Origin of the sequence: Citrobacter sp. UYEF32 (genome assembly GCF_040546205.1) — a bacterium.
Classification (GTDB): Bacteria; Pseudomonadota; Gammaproteobacteria; order Enterobacterales; family Enterobacteriaceae; genus Phytobacter; species Phytobacter diazotrophicus.
In genome coordinates this window covers 64,671-82,145 of sequence record NZ_JBEPNI010000004.1, presented here as the reverse complement: position 1 = coordinate 82,145, position 17,475 = coordinate 64,671, and the positions used below count along the sequence as shown (strand labels likewise).

The window sequence follows — 17,475 nt, the reverse complement described above, 5'->3', positions numbered from 1 at the left end:
TCGTCAAATATTGCGTTGGCGAAAGAAACGTGGTGGTTTATTCCGGTATTGGTTATGTTTAACTTCTTCTAAAAACTTGGCACCAATAATCGCTGGTACTGCAATAATGAACAATGAATACAAGCCAAGCCCCCAATCACTGGGAATGTTCAGATTAAAGTGTGAATTCAGAAAATTTGGCACACCAAAATTAAGTACACCACCCACTATTGCCCCAAATAATCCGCCAACTTTCCTGGCTTCCAAAACTTCATACTTCGTGGCCTGATAAGCTACTTCAGCCTGGCAACCCGTACATACCATCTGCCCTTCGGCAACAAAGGTATTGCAATGACCACGTGGCCACCCCCTAAGATTAATATCCTGAACAGGTAAATTTCCGCCCTCAAGTTCATGCCTTATTCTGCACTCTGTTTCACTTTTCCAACTACGAATGGCATGTTCTGTGTAGGTCAGCTCATCACTGTCAATGAGTTTTGCGCAATTCTGGCAGAGCCAGATTCCATTTGAAATGTGTTTTCTTTCTTCGTTTGAAAGAGATGGGTTAAATCTGGGGCCATTCGGAGCAGCGGCAGTTATATGCGCTGCAACGCCTATGCGAGTTGCTTTTTCAGCATCGTAATTAGGCCCGGATGTCAGACAATTACATCCGGGGTTGGAGCAACGATTAGCAACCCTTTCCTGTAAAATCTTTTTCGTTTTTTCGGGGAACTCATCACGTGTGTAAGTCACGGCGCACCATTTTTTAGTTAGTTTTTGTTGAGGCTTTCCAGTGTGTTGATCACCCAGCGATGATCATCCAGCTTGTCAATTTCTGATGATTTCCATTTACTCTCGCTAAGTGTGAGTGCCCCCTTTTCTAACTGCGTTGGGCTTGGGTATTCTGAGGAGAGTGTTTTAATTCGATCTTTCTTTTTTATAGCATCAATTACCCGTAATTTATAATTTTCCTGGTATAAATTATAAAGTGTTTTGGCTGATTTTGTTTTGGCTTCAAAGATATTATCAATGTAAAAAATGTTAATAAGATCGTTTACCGCTTTCCTGTAAATATAGCCAAGCCCACGTTTTTTCTCAGCATAATCTTCTCCCTCTAAAACCTCTGCGATTCCGCGTAGTCGCTCACGTGCGTCTTCATGTACGTTCATTTCCATACTAGGGCCAAAAGCTTCGGCAAATTTTGCCCGACTTTTCATTTTAATGGCGCTTTGATCAGGTTCATTTTTTGAAGGGGACTGTGCTTTCGTGTTGTGGCGGTTCGGCATCTTTTTTCTCTTAGTCAATGGTGTGTAATTCATAATATGACTGTCATAATTATGACTGTCAAGATTTGAACATCGAAACACCCTCAAAAGTGTTCCTGTGTGACGGTCATCTTAGCTATGAGGGTTTTATGACTGTCATAGGTGGCGGGATTTCTTCAAATTCATGGTTGTAAAAGCCTGTTCGCATCAGCCGATGCGTAACTTAAGCAGGTGAGTTATGACCACAATTCGTATCATCAAAGTCCCGGAAGTACTTGAACGTTGTGCCATTAGCCGGGCGTCGCTCTACAGAATGCTCCAGCGTAACGAATTTCCACGGCAGGTTCGTATTGGTATCCGCTCGATAGGTTTCTATGAGCACGAAGTTAACCAGTGGCTGACTGAGCGTCAGCGTGTTCAGTAAATATATGTGCGTCTAACAGCACGTTATAAGCGCACTTAAAAGCATGAACAGAGAACATATCAGCCAACACTGACGCTGGGTTAATTAAACCAACAGTAAAGAACAGTTATCAACAATAACTGTACGGGAAGCTATTGCTCTCTGTTCCCCACCAGGTTAATGCCTGAGAGGAACAACAATGACTAAAAATAATAGCTGGCTTAACAGAAAGAATGTTGAGCTCAACGTATCAACTGAAATCTGCAGTAGTAGCTATGGGCACCGAATGACAATGCGAGCTGATGGTATTACGTCAGTTTCTCGCTTCCATAGTGAGGAAGAGAAAGAGGAGTTCTTGCAGAAGCTTGAGAGCATTCTAGGGAAGAAATGGAAGCAGTATCGTGTTGAACGCAAATCAACGCAGAATAAAGCAGGTAAGCCTCATCCCTATAAATATGGGCTGTCAGTATATCGGAAGGATGATGACTCACCCATGCTTCTGCACATAAACTGGGGACCTCGCCGCGCCAATACAGGTGGGATACGCTTCGAGTTCCGGCCGCAGCATATGGATGCAAAAGCGATGGATCACATGCTGGGATGGCTGAGCGACCGATTCGGTGCCATTTTCTACCGTCTGTTAGCGAGGTCTTGGGTAACCCGCATTGATGTCGCTCTGGATGTATATGGTTGCAAACTCAATGACTATGTCTGGGATTTAAAGGGAATATCTGCCTTCAAGGACCACATTAATTTTAAGGGGTTACCTGGTCTGAACTTAGGCGGGAAGCGGTCTGAGCTACGGTTTAACCTTTATGAGAAGGTATATGCAGGTGTGCTGAATTCGATGGGGTTTAACCAGCGTAGTGAGGTTGTATTAAAGGACGGCAAGGCCAGGCAGGAACAGTTTATTGAGATCAACCAGGAGGAGTTTGAAAGTTTTCTGCGCATAGAAGCGCGTATCATGCCAGGTCGGCGTGCTGGTTCATGGTCGGTCATGCTGGCGAAGCTCGCTGAACTGAAAAACCCGTTCGGGCGCATTGTGGTTTATAAAGGAAGGCTTAAATCGGTTCTGGTTAATGACTTCATTGAGTCATCGCGGCCAAAGAGTAACAGCGCCAAAGCCTGGGCTAAGCACGCCATGGGTGATGTAAACAGCCGTATGTCACGCCGGTTGAAAAGGGCACTAGTGACGAATGAAACGGAGCTATTCAACAAGGGTGAAGTCTGGGCGTATTGGTCCTCTTGTGTGGCTGCACTGGGTGAGATAATCGCAAAGTTGAAGCCAGAGAAAGCAACGAAGAAGGAGATGGCTGTAAGCCAGTTCGTTGAGTCGAAGCCGAGTAGAAAGCGTAATTCCCGGCGATTAACAAGGCGCGAACAGGCACGTCCGAAGCGTAAACGTCGGGGTTGAACTGGTGTGATGGCGGTCTTATGGCTGCCATCAGATAATGGATTACCGGAATGTAGTGGTCGATAAAATTTGGCCACGCTATGAGAGCTTTTAGAACCACTAAATGTCTGCTTCTGGCCCAGAGCCGCCATCTGATACACCACAGGCAGCTATGAGCGAGTTGCGGAAGTGTGCACTTATTCTGCATGCTGAAGGCGTTTGTACTAGCAACTTCGATGGTTATTTAGCATGCAAAAAACAGAGAAGTTTCCAGCAGTACGGACGATAATCAATAGCAATCTTGCTTTTACTACTTAAACAAATGGCACTAGAAACGATTTACCGGCATTTTCACAAAGTTTGGAAGGATACGCCGCATGGACCTCTGAGTGATGCTCAACTTGCCGGGATCGCCCTAAATTGTGGTCGTGATGAAATTGCCGCAATTCACTTCGGTTTGAAACTATTCAAGTCAGAGCTTATTGGTTGCCCTGATTGGGATTTCGATATGAAATATCAGTTGTGGAGGGCTATCGATACTTTTAAGCGCCTGCTGACGCAAATAGAACAGTTGCGCAAACGATAATCACGGGTCATTTGACCTGCTCCACGTAGACTGACATACGATGATGTAATCAACGCCCGTTCCTGGCACACAGCGGTCATGGCTGACTGAGCTGAAGGTCCACTCAGAGCGAGGAACGGACATTGCTAACAGCATTCTGTGCGAATCAACAGGGAGCAGGTCAAGGCTCCCCTCAACATAGCCCCTCTCGAAGGGGCTTGAGACTGTTGACATTTTCTAAAATTACAAAATTACAACCTAGAGTTCATTCGAGTAGACGTAGACAGAGCAAAGAGCACCGCAACCTCCACCACCCAATCAACAAATACGATAATTTGGCAAATAACAGGTAGTTTACTAAGCTAAAATAGGTTAATTTATATTAGGACTGTACTTACAGAAAATTAAGATAGCATAAAGGAGAAGAGCTATGCACAGTGATTTAAATAACGCAACTACACCAAAGACTGATTCTGCAGGAGAGGTTTTAACTCGTGAGGTGTTGAAGTTGAGCGAGCTAGACTCTGAATTATTGTCCGATGTATCAAATATGTTCGGTAAGTGGTTTGAAGCTGATCATTGCGATAAAGACATCAGCTAATTTTTTATCGAATGCTTCAATCCCTGCATGTTATATCAGGCTTGGTTCGAAGAAGCTCTGGTGAGACAATCTTTATCGATGCCCTTAAAGCTCTGGGCATCGATTTAAGTTTTAATAGTCTGTACGATAAAAACCTATTAACGAATACCTTAGAACATCTTGTCGTTGTGGTTATTTTGCCTATTTTGGGTGATAACGACCTAACGGATGAAGTGCGTAATGGCATTGCAAAGATCACTTCTCTTGATAGTTATCGGAAGTGCAGCATTGTAGTTGTCGCTCAAGGCGATCGCCATGAATCCGATGAGTTCGTTACGCGTGATACTCCATTCAGCATCAAAGTTCGTCACTTGTTTAGTTGTTTCGGAAACTTCGAGTTGTTGGAAAAAAAACTGGATCAATTTACTGCAACTGCCCTTGCTAGCGAAATTTATGATTATGGCAATGCAACGAACATTCGCGATGTATTTGAACTAAACAGACTTACTCAAATTTTATCTAGGGCACCGAAATGGTTAGTGCGCAAGCGCCTGCTTGATTTTTACGATCCATACTCTGGTGTTAGTCTGTTGAAACATATTGATCGAGCCGAACTCAACTGCATCGCAGCGCATATTCAAACAATCAGCCCACAGATTTTGAAGATAACTCATGCTGCTTTAAATGATAGTGCGTTAGATGAGCTGGGTGATGCACTCAATGCTAATGTGCTTGATCTTGGGAGTAACAATTTTTCATGGGATAGGCTTCTTCCGCAACTGAGCCAATGTCGCTGGCTTAACTTGGCAGCGAACAGCCTTACTCAAATTCAGCTACCGCTTCTTTCACAAAATATTGAGCAACTCTATTTGCACAAAAATGATATTTGTGAATTTACCGCAACGCTCGGTCATGTAGAAAGGCTAAAGTCACTGAGTATATATCGAAATCAAGTAGAGATTTTCGATTGGCCAGCAGGGCAAACGATGCTTGAGAACCTAAATCTTGGAGCAAACCCTATCACATCTCTACCCGATACACTAAGTGACTGTGTCACCTTGAGACGTTTGGGGTTGGCCAGAACTCGGCTTTCAACTTTGCCTGAATGGCTCTTTTCTATGCCAAACTTACATGAAATAGATATTAGTTATATAGAAAATCAGATACCGGCAACACAGCTCTCTCACTTACGCGCTCAGCGCGTTTCGTTAATTACTCGACCTGGTTTAATTTTGTAATGAGTGAAAACAACAATTCTCTTTTGCAGTTCCTGTTAGGTGATATACCTTCACAGTATTTTTTCAGTGAAATTTATAATAAGCGCCCGCTTCACGTTTCAGGGGCGTCGAGTAAGTTTTCTCATCTTTTTTCACTGGATGTCCTAAATGCAATTCTGAACTTTTCATCGTTGCAATATCCCCGTATTCGCGTTACGGATCATTTTAATACAATTCATAAATACGACCTGATAGATGACAAGGATCGCTACAGCAACAACCTTAACAATGAATTGAATCGTAAAAAGATTCTGTTCGCTATTGCGCGTGGTGGGACCCTTGTATATGACCGTATCCAAGAATTCCACTTGCCACTTGAGAGATTTATCGATCAACTCAGCGAGGAAATTAACACTCGCATGAGTATCAACGGTTACTATACTGCGCGGCAAACAAAAGGTGTCAATGTTCACTTCGACCGACACGATGTATTTGCCATCCAAATCCATGGAAGTAAACGTTGGTTCTATCGAGAAGACTCTCATGTATTATCAAGAGCGATGCGCCACCAAGCTGTTCCACCTGTGGATGAAAGTTTTACTGGGTGGCAGTCAGTACTATTGAAGCAGGGTGACGTATTTTATTGCCCACGCGGGCTCTGGCATTTTACCCATACAGAAGACGAACATTCCGCTCATTTGGCAGTCGGTTTGTATCCGTTGACACTCGGGGATTGGCTGAAGAAATTAGAGTCGCACCCTGAAATTGGCGAACTACTGGAGGAGTACGTGCATCAACCCGGCATGAAAACAACTACCGTTCAAAACACCCACGCACTCGACAAATTTATTGATGTCTTGCTTACTGAAGCAAAGCGCCCAATCTCCCCGCTAACTCAGCCACGACCGTATATAGAGCTTGAATGATGGAACAGTTTTATTTCATTATCACCGAACGCTGCAATCTAACGTGTTCACATTGCATCCGAGACTCTTCACCTAAGCGCAATGAAACTGCGGAAGCTAGCATGATCAAAGAGGCTCTAACACAGATAGCCCGTAGTCATCCAGACAGTTTAGTCTTGTTGAGTGGTGGAGAGCCCACGCTACATCGTCATTTCCGAGAGTTACTCGATTTTGGCCTTCATCTTGGGCTAACCATGACGATAAATACAAATGGTGTAACTTCGTTCTTTAAAGATTCAACGTTGAAGGAACTGTCTCAGCATTCTCGTCTATCTGTTCAGGTGTCTCTAGATGGCGATGAAGCGATGCATGATGCAATTCGAGGCCCTAATTCCTATCGTAAAGCGTTGAGAACTTTGAGGCGGCTTGTGGAGAATGGAGTTCGCTGCAGTGTCTCAACGACGGTCGTAGATGTCGACTTCATGACTCGTGCCGATACTTTTATTGCATCTCTGGATACTATTGGGCTGGCGCACATTGCCATCAAACGAGCTACATATGCAGGCAGAGCAGCGAGCGGCATCGATGTAAATGGTAAAAAATGGAACGAACACGTTTATCGCTTGCGAGCACTGCCGACAAAAACTCTTCTAAAAATAGCACCGATGTATGATTTTAATCGACTCGATGCACTTTCTGATGATGCACTGAATTCACTTGAATTACCTCCGTCGGCCACAAATTGTGGAGCAGGTACAGCCAAGGTATATGTATATACCAACGGGGACGTATGCCCATGCACCTGCTTCAAAGATCAGCCTATGGGAAATTTGCATCTATCAGACCTCGATACGATTCTCACAAAGCCGCCAAGTTTTCAAGTCAAACATCCAGTTTGTAACGCATGTCGCTATTTTAAACTATGCCGTGGAGGCTGCTTGGGGAGCGGTTATCAAACAACCGGAACAATAGGAATGCCCGACCCGCGATGCCCCAAAGTAGCCATTGTGGATAGAGAACTCGAAACAATTGCATATTTTCAGCGTTTTTAACACAAAGGAGATATCGTAAGTTCTCATTTTTTTAACTTCGGTTAAGCGCTGAACGCTTATGTAACAGCGCTACCTAAGGATTTTTTCTGGCCACCCATTTATAAACAGAGAGCCATCTGCCCTCAGGCGAACTTCAAGATTACGTTCAACCTTTCCACTACTCTCAATACTCATATCGTAACGCCCTGTCAGGTAATTAAATTTCTGGTTCAAGGAGCCTGCCCATCGGCGACTATTGTCTGGCAAATCTGAGTCATAAGGCCCATCGACCAAAACATCCGTATATTTAAGTAGTCGATCCGTCCCTGGTAAACACAACTCATCAAGTTCTTTTAGTGTATATCCACTAAATACCATCACCGAAAGTCCCAGCGACTGGGCTCCTTGTGCAACGAAAGCTAAACCTTGAGCTTGCAACATGGGCTCGCCACCGAGAAAGGTCACCCCTTCAAGATCAAATGCTTGGTGTGCATTCTCCAACCATTCGAGAACGGATTCAGCCGAAACAAGATCACGTTCAACTAGCTGCAAATATCCTGGGTTGCAGCAGCCATGGCAACGCTTGTTGCAACCTTGCACCCACAATGCAGCCCTCCGCCCTGGCCCTTCGGCTTCTGTGAAAGGAAGGCGAGAGGCTAAATTCAACCAATGCATCATGTCACTCCAACTCGAATATCAAATTACCACCAGCAATATGAACTTCAATTACCTTGCCCCGAATATGACCAGGAGTGGCCATTTGTTCAAATAGAAAATCAGCCAATGGGTCAATCAGTTTATTGGTAAAAGCGTTGGGGACACCGCGCCCGCCTGTTCCGCGGTCTACATCCTTGATCAGCAATTCCAGCACTTCAGTTTCCTTAATCAGCTTCAAATCGGAAACACCCCATTTATCCTTCAGTCCTTTTCGTAACGGCTCCAGTTTGGCGCGAGCGATGTCAATTAAGAAGCTATCGTCACGCATAAAGTTGAAAGGAATGATGTTGGCCTCACCAATTCGCCCCAACAACTCTGGGCGCTTTAGCTCGTGCACGAAGTGCTGCCGTACCTTTTGGATGAATTCATTTCGCACATCCTGGCTTTCATAGCTAACCTCGGCAGCGCCAATATTTGAAGTGAATACGATGACAGTATCTGAAAACATCACTGTTTCACCCTTGCCGTCCGTTAAGCGCCCATCTTCAAGAATCTGTAAAAACTTGTCGAGAATGCGCGGGTGCGCCTTCTCGATTTCGTCAAACAGCAACAAGGAAAATGGCCTTTGTTTGACCGCATTAGTCAACTGTCCGCCAGCTTCGTAACCCACATATCCTGGAGGTGCACCCACCAACCTCTGATCGGCATGTTCGTGATTAAACTCTGACATGTCGAAGCGAAGACATGCTTCTTCGTCGCCAAAGAGGAATTCGGCAATGGACTTTGCCAGTTCGGTTTTACCGACACCAGTTGGGCCAACAAAAAACAACACGCCCTTGGGAGTGCGTTGCCTGTAGGAGTGTTGAAGCCCCGACAGCCCCGTGAAGGCACGCACGAGGATGCGCCGTACCGATTCAATCGCTTCCCCTTGACCTTTAACCCGACGCCCCAGGGTTTCGACAATGGTCTGAAGTTTTTTGTGATCCAGTTGTTCCCAAGGACTGTGTCTGCGTCCGTGGCGATAAAGATTGAGTAATGACAAGGCACTCGAGACTTCAGTTTCCTGTCGCGAAAGTCGTGCGAGATTGTGAATATCTCGGATACTCTGGCCTTCCAAACCGTCCACAAAATCAGCCAATTCACGCCTTCCTTGCTGCAAAGTAGGCTGCAACCGAAACACTTCTTTCAAACTCAATACAGCAGACTCTCGAATCTGCCTTGTCGGCAGCGGAATTGCTATTTCCTTAAATAGTGGATTGTTAAGATAGAGCGATGGTGGCAATACGTTCAAGCCCCCGCACAGAAGCACCAGCAGTGATTGAGGTTGGTTAATGCTTTGAGTATTAAGAACTACAGCTGCATCTCGGGTAGCTTGCCCTAAGCGCAGAAGCCATCCACGCTCGCTTTCACTCAATGAATTGACGCTACCAAACAAATATTGCGTCCAGTCCAGAACAAAAGCTACAGGTTGTCCCCCGCGCGGTTGCCGAAGCAATTGCTCAGCGACAACCAGAAAGTCGTCCGGGCTTGCCGAAATGCAACTGGATGTATAACTCGTTACGGATGTAGGCGGCAATTCACCCATGTCATAGGCGCTCACCTCGGAGCTGCTGTCTTTCACGGCATGCGTTGTAACGGAGCTTTGCAATTCCGCCCAAGTCCTCGCATCAACGCCGCTAACACCGTTTACCCGGTTCCAAAAAACTACATGCTGATAGCCTCGCTGACGTAGCAGGTTCATTAATGCTGGAGGCAAAGCAATCCATTGCCCTGGCGCTTCGGGATCGGAGGTCAAATCACCCGTATTACCGTGTAATATCAATCCGCGTCGTATTCCGCATTCGCGGCGAAAGTCTTCCTGCCAAGGTAACAAAGCTGACTTCATTTTCTTCTCTCCTGTGTTGCATCAGGGTAAGGCCGAGCATCCTGATCTTGGTCGTCAGGATTGACCCAAATCACGCGCTTGTCACTTAGACTAATACCGTAAGCATCTTGCAGCGTTGCCATAACGGGGGCGACATCTTTCTCGCACGTTTTGCCTTTGTATTGATGAAATTTGTAGCTGAGGTGCCCGCTCAGGTTGACGCGAAAATCTGCCTGCGCGCCAGCTGGACGACGAGCGCGAATCAGCACTTCATCTTGCCCTTGTGATGTGAAATGCTCGGGACCATCCACGACAAAGCCAGCTTGTTGTAGTGACAGATAAACCGCTCGCACAACTTCACGACGCTGGCTTTCGTCTACAGCAGCTTCATCCTGCTCTTGTACAAGTTGGCTCAAAGCTTCAATCTGCTCTTCAGGAGCAAGTCCTGTCGCATGAGCCAACGCGTCGCGCAACTTGGCGGCGCGCTCACCGACGTTCTTATTCGCTTCCTGCTCCAACTGCTCTCTTTGCAGCGTAAGAACATCGGTAACAGCTTCACGCTGGGCACGATTTTTCATTTCCTGCAACTGACGTTCAGCATCCCCTTCATACCGCAGCCGAACTTCGCGTAAAGCGGCTGAAATTTGCGCCGAGGTCGTGTTGCTGGCGACATCACCAAGTAGTCGCGCCCGTAATTGCTGCAACTCAGTAATTGCGGCGTTGAGTGCGACAGGAGTATTCCAGCCACTCAAGCCCTCGCGCCATGCTTCCTCAAGTTCAGTCCTCATTTGCAACTGTTGTTCAGCCTCAGCTTGCTGCGCTTTGCGGAATGCTTCGGCGGCCGCTAGCTCGGCATCTTGACGGGAACGGCGCTGCTCACGCGCAAATCTTGGTAATCCGTGAAATCGCCCCCCCAGAGAACGGCTCATATCTCTGGCAGTAAACGGGTCTGAGTCCAACAAAGTCTCCATTCGGTCAAGTGCGAAGCTCAACTCACGAAACTCTTCCGGAACTACGGCATCTAGTCCTTGACCGATGACATCATTCAATACGCTGCGGTAGCGCTCAAGGAACGGGCGCGTTGTTTCGCGCACACGCTGTCGATCAAGTTCTTGCTTACGTTGCCGTTGAATTTGGTAGCGATATTCGTCTGCCCGACTCATAGTTTATTTCCTTCTTTTTCTGTTATTTTGCTTGCGTGGATGCATTTTTGGAGAGTTAGTGGGCACAAGCCTCGAAGGTGCATATATATTGGAGTCCTGCGTTTTCAATCCAAGCGAATTCGCTTTGTTGCGTAAGTTGATGTCATTACTTACAAACAAAACGTCATTCAGCCGGAAGAACAACGCAGTTGAAAGAATGGCATGGTCGGGCTGTTTGACATCCCACTCTACAGGCAGTAAGGCTGCGTATTCCGTTTCATGGCGGATGCGGGATGAGTTTGCATCCAACTGGCGAATAGCTTCTCGGGCTTTAGCTGCCCGATCTCCATCTTCGCTGCTCTTTAAGCCATCCAACTCGCTCAGAACCCGATGGGAAACAACCGGAATATCATCTGAACGAAGATCTTGGAAAAGTTCAGGGCTTTCCATCAGAGCGCTGGTATCGAACACTACAATTCGGCGCCCATTCTCAACCGGAGCTAGCTTGTCCTGCGCCAGAAGATTCCAACTTTCCACTGTTTTACTCAACGCATCCCAGAGGGAGGATGGTGTATTTAATGCGTGGAAATGCTCAGCTGCTTTACGCCAAGCGCGCACGGCATTTAATGCACCTGGGGTCAGGGTGCGCACATCCATTTGGCCATTACCCGCCGCCTTCAACGCCTGATCGCCAATACTCCGGTAAATATCCTGGATTGCTTTCTCAATAACTTGCATTGGTTGCTGCATGGCGTGTGGGCCATACAGCTTTAACTCTTTGCGCTGCAATGCGTTCTCCAGCCACACTTGACGCAATTCGCTGGAAAGCAATTCTTCAGGAATCTCTGTGGTGGAAGGCAAAGCCGATCGCAACTTTGCCATTGATTCCATGGTGCGAATGGGAGCTGCATGGCGTAGCAGCGCACCTTGTAGAGGCGCAGCCTTATCAGAAGACAACACCTGATAAATCTGAGCTAAAAGAGAGACGACCTCTTCTGGTTCCAGTTGATTGGGCGTATGCCTCAAGGACTCATCAATTACTTTTGCCAGACACTCTTCCCAAGCAGATTTCCAGTCTTTCCTATCAGGCCGCCACAATCCAATTGCTTGTGTAGCTGGCTCGACCAGCGCCATCAGATCATCCAATGGCCTCTCAGCACGCATAGCAAGCCAAGGCCAAACTATTTCACCGAGTTCATCTGAACTCCGCCATGCAACGGGCATCAATGCAATTCGCGGATCATCGGATGACTCACAAGAAATCTCTAATTCTTGGCGTAGCGTTGCCCAAAGCGCGGTTGCAGCTTGGTCGTTCAAAGTTACCGCCAGGCCGCACGATCGCGGTTGTCCATCCCAATAGAGGCGGAAGCTACCTGTTACTTCTACTCGAATGCTCGCTCCGTTGTTCTGGGGCAGAGACAAGCTACGAAATCCTGTCATAATTCCTGCTGGTGCGGGCACGAGCAGTGTGAATGCGGTCAGTTGTTTGCCATTGGCAACCAGTTCTGGTGCGTCCACTTCTGACGATAAAACGATACTAGGTGTTGTTGCATCCGGTGCTGTAACCCCTTGCGCAACGATGCAGAACCGCGCCCTAACTGTCGTACCTTTAGTTGCGGCAATAGGGTGGGCAGTGCGGGCATCTCGTAAAACAGCAGAGTCAACGCTGGGCAGCAAGGAATCCGGCTCGCTTGTCAGAGCATCAGCAAGCAAAATTTCCCATACTAGTTCGGGTTGCGCTTGCTCCAGCCAACACTGCAATGCTGCATCACGCGGAGCGCTCGCAGACAGTGCACCGTCCTCGCTGCACGATAACTCGAATCGGCGCTCTCCCGATCCTACTGGCTGCACCATGGGCACAATGAGGTCTATAACTGTCGCAGGGTTTTTCCAGACATACGTTTCCTGCGCTATGGCACGCTCAACCTGCGGCATTGGATTTTGCGGCCTCAAAGCCTGATCTGCGAGACGGACGCGACTGAAATCACTTTGGCTGAGACGCGCTCCATCATTTTGTGAGGGTTTAATTTTGTCGCTGATGGGATCATAGTGGTGCCAGACCTTAACCGTTCGCGAGCGCACCGGCAGGCTGTCGCTACGCAAAAATTGCAAGCCTTCGGGAGTCAATTTAAGCTCAGTTAAAGGCATCTCAAGCCTATCCTGAGCGTAACTTTTGGGCAGAGCTCCTAAAGCGGAAAGTTCAGATACGCAGCCTTCCAGCAGTTCACGCACATCACCTGCACCCAGTTGATCGCGGAAAACACCCAGCAAAGACAAATTCTGTTTGTCTGGCAAATGAAATCCAGGATCACACAGCCGCAACACCATCCGTTCAAATACTGTGGGCTTTCGCTCGGTGTGATAGGTCACATCGGATTCAATGCGATACAAGGGTAAGGGAACGGAAATTTCTGCTAGCTTCATGATCGGCCTCCCCGGCTACCATACTTGTCGTTTTTGGGCGCAGCCGTCCGATGAGTCGGTGCACTAGATCTGCCGCGCTGTTGTTGCTGTTGGGGTAGCATGTCAGGCGACATCAATTGCCTTGCCTGAACCAGCCGTGCATCGCGCTCCAATTGATCCAGGATGTCTTTGTAAACAGTTCGCTTCACGCTGCCTGCGCTGTCCATGCGCGGCAAGTTCACCTCGTAAGAGGCATACATACTTTTTGCACCAAAGACGATTAGTAGCTCCTGCGCGCGCGAAAATGCCACATTAATAAATTCAAACCGCGCAACATTGGCCTTGCTGGAACGACGTCGGGGCTGAGTGCCTGATCGCAAGGGGTCATATCCATCATGGCGCACCATGCTAACCAGCACGATGGACTTTTCTTTACCCTGATAGCGAATCACGGTATTGACTTCGACATCTAGGCAATCAAACCGCCCGTTTGACTCTTTTGGCCTGCGGCGGCGTATGGCGGTACGAATTTCTCGGCATTGGTTGGAATAAAAAGACACCACGCCGACTTTGCGTTTGTTTGTTCGTGAGTAGCCTTGCGCAGCGGATTGCTGTTCGATTTGTTCTAGCGTTTCGGCAATCAACTCAGCTTCCAGCTTATTGGTGCGCCGTGGCTGGTTGCCGTCCATATCTTCACGGTGAATCTGATTGTTTAAGTTGTAGGTTGTGTCCACCCACAACGCGTGGTCACCTGGAGAGAGTAAAGGTGAACCACCGTCAACATTCTTCAATGTCAGTCCGTGAACACGGCGAAGCTTAGGGTCTGGGTCATCATCAGGCCGAAGGAGGCCACATTCCAACTGCCCTTCGTAAAAATGGTTTACCATCGCCATGATTTGCGGATGCATACGGAACTGCACATTGAGGCGTGCACGGTTAGAATCGTCCGCCATCTCGAAATGTGACTTGAACAACGAGGCTGTGACCATCTTTTCGAAGCGGTGCAAGTTATCGCGGGTCAGCAAAGATTGCACCTCTGCAATATTGGCTGATCCATTCTCTTCAGTGTTGGCTTCGTTTTCCTCTACTTCATCCATGAAGCTTCGAGCTTCGTCGCCTTCCTGAAACAGTGGAGGCAACTGCCGGTGGTCGCCGACCAGCACAGCGCGACGTGCACGCATCAAGGGCATCAGCAATTCCAGAGGAGTAGCTTTGCTCACCTCATCAATGATTGCGACATCAAAACTCGTCTGCCCGGCTTCGTCGAGTGTGCGCTCGTTTTCATTGCAAGTAATGGCCACTACATTGCAACTTGCCAGAAAATCCGCGCCTTGGTTCTCCCAGTCTTCCTGCCCAGCATTGCTACGGCTCAAATCGTGCATCCAATCTTCCAGTAACCGTCCCCATGTCTGGCGTTCATATTGTTGGTTAGCCTGACGTTGTTCCAATGCCTTAATTACTTGGTCAACGCTTCCGATGCGCTGTGACAAAGTTGCGGCAGGTTCAGTAGGCAAGCGGTTGCCTTGCGTGATGGCATCATCCTGCAACAGGGATTTAACCTTCTGCTCATGCTGCACACGCTGCTCTTCCCAGTTGTCCAGCTTGCTTTGGGCGCTGCGTTCTTGGCTCCTCGCTGTTTGCACAATGCCATTGTTCGGAGCTTCAGGCACTGGCTGGGCCAGCTGTGTCAGCAAGGATTGGCTTAAGCTTTCCGTGGCCTGTTCGATGACCGGTAGCACACTCTCCAGCGCACGCAGGCTCGCATCTATGTCGTTAGCTAGTTGAGTAGCGTTTTTAATCGGGGCGCACCATTCAGCAGCTTGGCGAAACAGGCCGTCATAACGGGTGCGATCCAAGCCAACGCCAACCTGCTCCAACTCTTTAAGCTCATTGCGCTTAGCTCTCCAAGCGCGTAGGTAAGCGTCGTCCTTCTCCATCTTTTCCATCAAGGCGTTAACCTCATTTCGGAGCGATTCAATGCGTAGCCGGGTCTTTGCATCCTGAATGGGGCCATCTGCTGATTCACGTAGGCGCCGGATATCCGCAGCAATCGCATCTCGCACATTCGTGAAACGCCGCCACACGTCCAGCATGTGCGCTAGCATAGCCCCCCGACTTCCTGGGAGAGCAAGCCAATCATCCATAGAAAATTTCAAGAGCAGCCCTGCCGCCTCGCAAGCGACAAGGCTTTGCGCCAACTTTTTGGCTTGCATCTCTACATCCCGAAGATCGCCGTGCAGAGCATCAGCTTCACCGCGCAAGAAGAGCTGAACACTTTGCAGGCGAGAACGTTTAGCCTTGTCTTCGTCCAGCATCGTGCATTCAGCGTCATACGCCTGCAGTGCTTGCGTTGCCTGACTGCGAGCTGATGCCAAATCCATTTCAAATTGCCCGCGTTTGGCGTTCAACTCGCTCTCATCTTGCAACACAAAGGCCGCACGCTCACGCCACGTCTGTAATATTCGTAAGTCCTCATCAACACGCTTCCACACTGCAAGCCGATCTTTTGTTTGTGTTGCCAACGCCGTGTAGTAACGCTGCAAAGATGCCGGCCCCGCGAAGGCAGCACCATCTTCGGTTACTTTGCGTTCATTCCTTGCCAAACGCACTACGCGCAAGGAACCGTCATGACTCAGCCTGTCCAGTGCGTTGTCTACCGCAGTATGAGCCTGCGATGCCAGCAACACCCGTTGCCCGCGCCGAGCCAGTTGGACGATGGCCTCAGCAATCACAGTGGTCTTGCCTGTACCCGGCGGCCCTTGAACCAAGCACAAATCCGGCGCAGAAAGAATCTTGACCACGGCTTCTTTTTGGGCTTGGTTAAGTTTGTCATTGGACCAATGCGCTACAGGCTCCAGACGCTGAGGAACAGAGACCTGCGCAGCCTCGAACAGATAGTCCGCTAGGTATGGCGCATAACCACCCTGTTCCTGCAGTTGTCGCAGCGCCTGTTGATGCCGTTTGATCAGACTCATATCGCCTGCAGTTGAAATCGACAGAAAGCCGGATTCCGGAATTTGATTGAGAATGCGCTTACGCACTACTTCTGGCTCGTCGGCATTAGCAAGATCGTTCGCGTTGTCTTCAGTCAGCGAGATAATCAGCTCGGCAAACACTGGCGTAGGCCAAGGGCATTCTGGCAAGTTTTCGTCTTTGGGTAATTTGCTATCTTTCGCCAACGGTGCGGGCACCGAGAGTTTGCCCGCCTGACCCAGTCGAGGAAGGCGACGCTCTTCCCTTTCAGGTAATCCGAACACCCAGGGATCTTTGGATTGCCCAACCTGAAACGCCACTAGCTCATCTCGCCCCAAGGCCTTTCGGTCTTTTTGCATGACCTGAGTGTTCTGCGAGATCAAGGAAAACACTAAATGTTCGTCACGCCACTCGCGGCTGATGTAGCGCAAACCCCGCGCCTTGTGGCGAATGAGGCTTTCTTTCCATCGAAGAAATTCGCTCCACTCGGTCAACTGATTTTCGGTTTGCTGTGTGATTGGCGGCAAGTCGGCCAGCAATTGCGGCGTGAGCAGGTTATTGACGCGCTGAATGCGCTGCTGGCCCGGCGCGTATTGCAAGCTGTCATGCACTGCAAATGCGGTGAATTCACGCTCGAAAGAGCGCTCAGGCAGGTCAGCAGTTTCGATAAACCCGTTAATCAAGAAAAGTGGTGAAGATGATTCGGTGGGCCAGCTTCCCGTGGCTATAAAGGAACATCCCTCCCGAAAGGGCCATTCTTTCCCAGCAGCGTTAATTCGAACCGCCATCTGTGCGTACTTTGGATTCGACTTGTCCCGCTGCCGATTGGAAACATAACCCGCAATAGGCATGTTGTTTGGGAAAAGTAATTCATACAACACTTCCACGCCATTACGTCCATCACACAAATTTCTAAATTCTTGGTGCCTCTTTAATATATCAGACAAAGTCCGCTCAATTTTACTAATATTAGAATGGTCGAGGGAAAGATAAAGATTCATTGAACAGATAATCCATTAAAAAATTTGACTAAATCCAATACTGTAGAGTTACCAACGTAATATCGCTACAATTTAAAGCATACAAAAAGTTCATTTT

General features: G+C 48.2%; 14 protein-coding genes. 7 read left to right on the top strand and 7 right to left on the bottom strand.

The features are described 5' to 3' along the window. Positions 1 to 3: 3 nt before the first annotated feature. Together ABIB59_RS11845 and ABIB59_RS11840 are read right to left on the bottom strand one after the other, a co-directional pair. The gene (locus ABIB59_RS11845) at positions 4 to 732 is read right to left on the bottom strand and encodes a hypothetical protein (RefSeq protein WP_085045296.1); all 729 of its coding nucleotides are present in this window, start codon (positions 730 to 732) and stop codon (positions 4 to 6) included. A gap of 17 nt (positions 733 to 749) precedes the next feature. Next, positions 750 to 1,298 (bottom strand): hypothetical protein, encoded by a 549-nt coding sequence (locus tag ABIB59_RS11840; RefSeq protein ID WP_335255473.1) that lies wholly within the window; start codon positions 1,296 to 1,298, stop codon positions 750 to 752. A 184-nt stretch (positions 1,299 to 1,482) separates the two neighbouring features. Here ABIB59_RS11840 and ABIB59_RS11835 point away from each other — a divergent pair, with 184 nt between their 5' ends. The 7 genes from ABIB59_RS11835 (at position 1,483) to ABIB59_RS11805 (ending at position 7,359) form a co-directional block, all read left to right on the top strand. After that, positions 1,483 to 1,668 carry a helix-turn-helix transcriptional regulator gene (locus tag ABIB59_RS11835; protein WP_085045320.1) on the top strand — a complete coding sequence of 62 codons (186 nt, stop codon included), beginning with the start codon at positions 1,483 to 1,485 and terminating at the stop codon, positions 1,666 to 1,668. A gap of 178 nt (positions 1,669 to 1,846) precedes the next feature. Next, the gene (locus tag ABIB59_RS11830; RefSeq protein WP_288448109.1) at positions 1,847 to 3,061 is read left to right on the top strand and encodes a hypothetical protein; all 1,215 of its coding nucleotides are present in this window, start codon (positions 1,847 to 1,849) and stop codon (positions 3,059 to 3,061) included. Positions 3,062 to 3,362: 301 nt separating this feature from the next. Next, complete coding sequence (locus tag ABIB59_RS11825; RefSeq protein ID WP_143340529.1) at positions 3,363 to 3,626, top strand: hypothetical protein; 264 nt, start codon at positions 3,363 to 3,365, stop codon at positions 3,624 to 3,626. Between the two features lie 409 nt (positions 3,627 to 4,035). Further along, positions 4,036 to 4,206, top strand: coding sequence for a hypothetical protein (locus tag ABIB59_RS11820; RefSeq protein WP_165157997.1), 171 nt, complete (start codon positions 4,036 to 4,038; stop codon positions 4,204 to 4,206). A gap of 11 nt (positions 4,207 to 4,217) precedes the next feature. After that, positions 4,218 to 5,423 (top strand): leucine-rich repeat domain-containing protein, encoded by a 1,206-nt coding sequence (locus tag ABIB59_RS11815; RefSeq protein WP_165157998.1) that lies wholly within the window; start codon positions 4,218 to 4,220, stop codon positions 5,421 to 5,423. Next, positions 5,423 to 6,328, top strand: coding sequence for a JmjC domain-containing protein (locus ABIB59_RS11810; RefSeq protein ID WP_165157999.1), 906 nt, complete (start codon positions 5,423 to 5,425; stop codon positions 6,326 to 6,328). The genes ABIB59_RS11815 and ABIB59_RS11810 overlap by 1 nt, the downstream gene beginning before the upstream one ends. Next, on the top strand, positions 6,325 to 7,359 hold the full coding sequence (locus tag ABIB59_RS11805) for a radical SAM/SPASM domain-containing protein (protein WP_085045291.1): 1,035 nt from the start codon (positions 6,325 to 6,327) through the stop codon (positions 7,357 to 7,359). Before ABIB59_RS11810 ends, ABIB59_RS11805 begins: the two co-directional genes overlap by 4 nt. A gap of 69 nt (positions 7,360 to 7,428) precedes the next feature. Here ABIB59_RS11805 and ABIB59_RS11800 read toward each other — a convergent pair whose 3' ends face one another. From ABIB59_RS11800 to ABIB59_RS11780, 5 genes are read right to left on the bottom strand one after another with little or no spacing between them, the layout of a single operon-like run. Beyond that, positions 7,429 to 8,016, bottom strand: coding sequence for a 4Fe-4S single cluster domain-containing protein (locus ABIB59_RS11800; protein ID WP_354035554.1), 588 nt, complete (start codon positions 8,014 to 8,016; stop codon positions 7,429 to 7,431). 1 nt (position 8,017) lies between these two features. Next, complete coding sequence (locus tag ABIB59_RS11795) at positions 8,018 to 9,880, bottom strand: AAA family ATPase (RefSeq protein WP_279869871.1); 1,863 nt, start codon at positions 9,878 to 9,880, stop codon at positions 8,018 to 8,020. Next, positions 9,877 to 11,022 (bottom strand): coiled-coil domain-containing protein, encoded by a 1,146-nt coding sequence (locus ABIB59_RS11790; RefSeq protein ID WP_085045251.1) that lies wholly within the window; start codon positions 11,020 to 11,022, stop codon positions 9,877 to 9,879. The genes ABIB59_RS11795 and ABIB59_RS11790 overlap by 4 nt, the downstream gene beginning before the upstream one ends. Before the next feature lie 3 nt (positions 11,023 to 11,025). Then, positions 11,026 to 13,425 carry a PIN domain-containing protein gene (locus tag ABIB59_RS11785; RefSeq protein ID WP_085045252.1) on the bottom strand — a complete coding sequence of 800 codons (2,400 nt, stop codon included), beginning with the start codon at positions 13,423 to 13,425 and terminating at the stop codon, positions 11,026 to 11,028. Then, a complete protein-coding gene (locus ABIB59_RS11780) occupies positions 13,422 to 17,378 on the bottom strand; it encodes a DEAD/DEAH box helicase (protein ID WP_288448130.1) in 3,957 nt (1,318 codons plus the stop codon). Before ABIB59_RS11780 ends, ABIB59_RS11785 begins: the two co-directional genes overlap by 4 nt. Between the last annotated feature and the right edge of the window lie 97 nt (positions 17,379 to 17,475).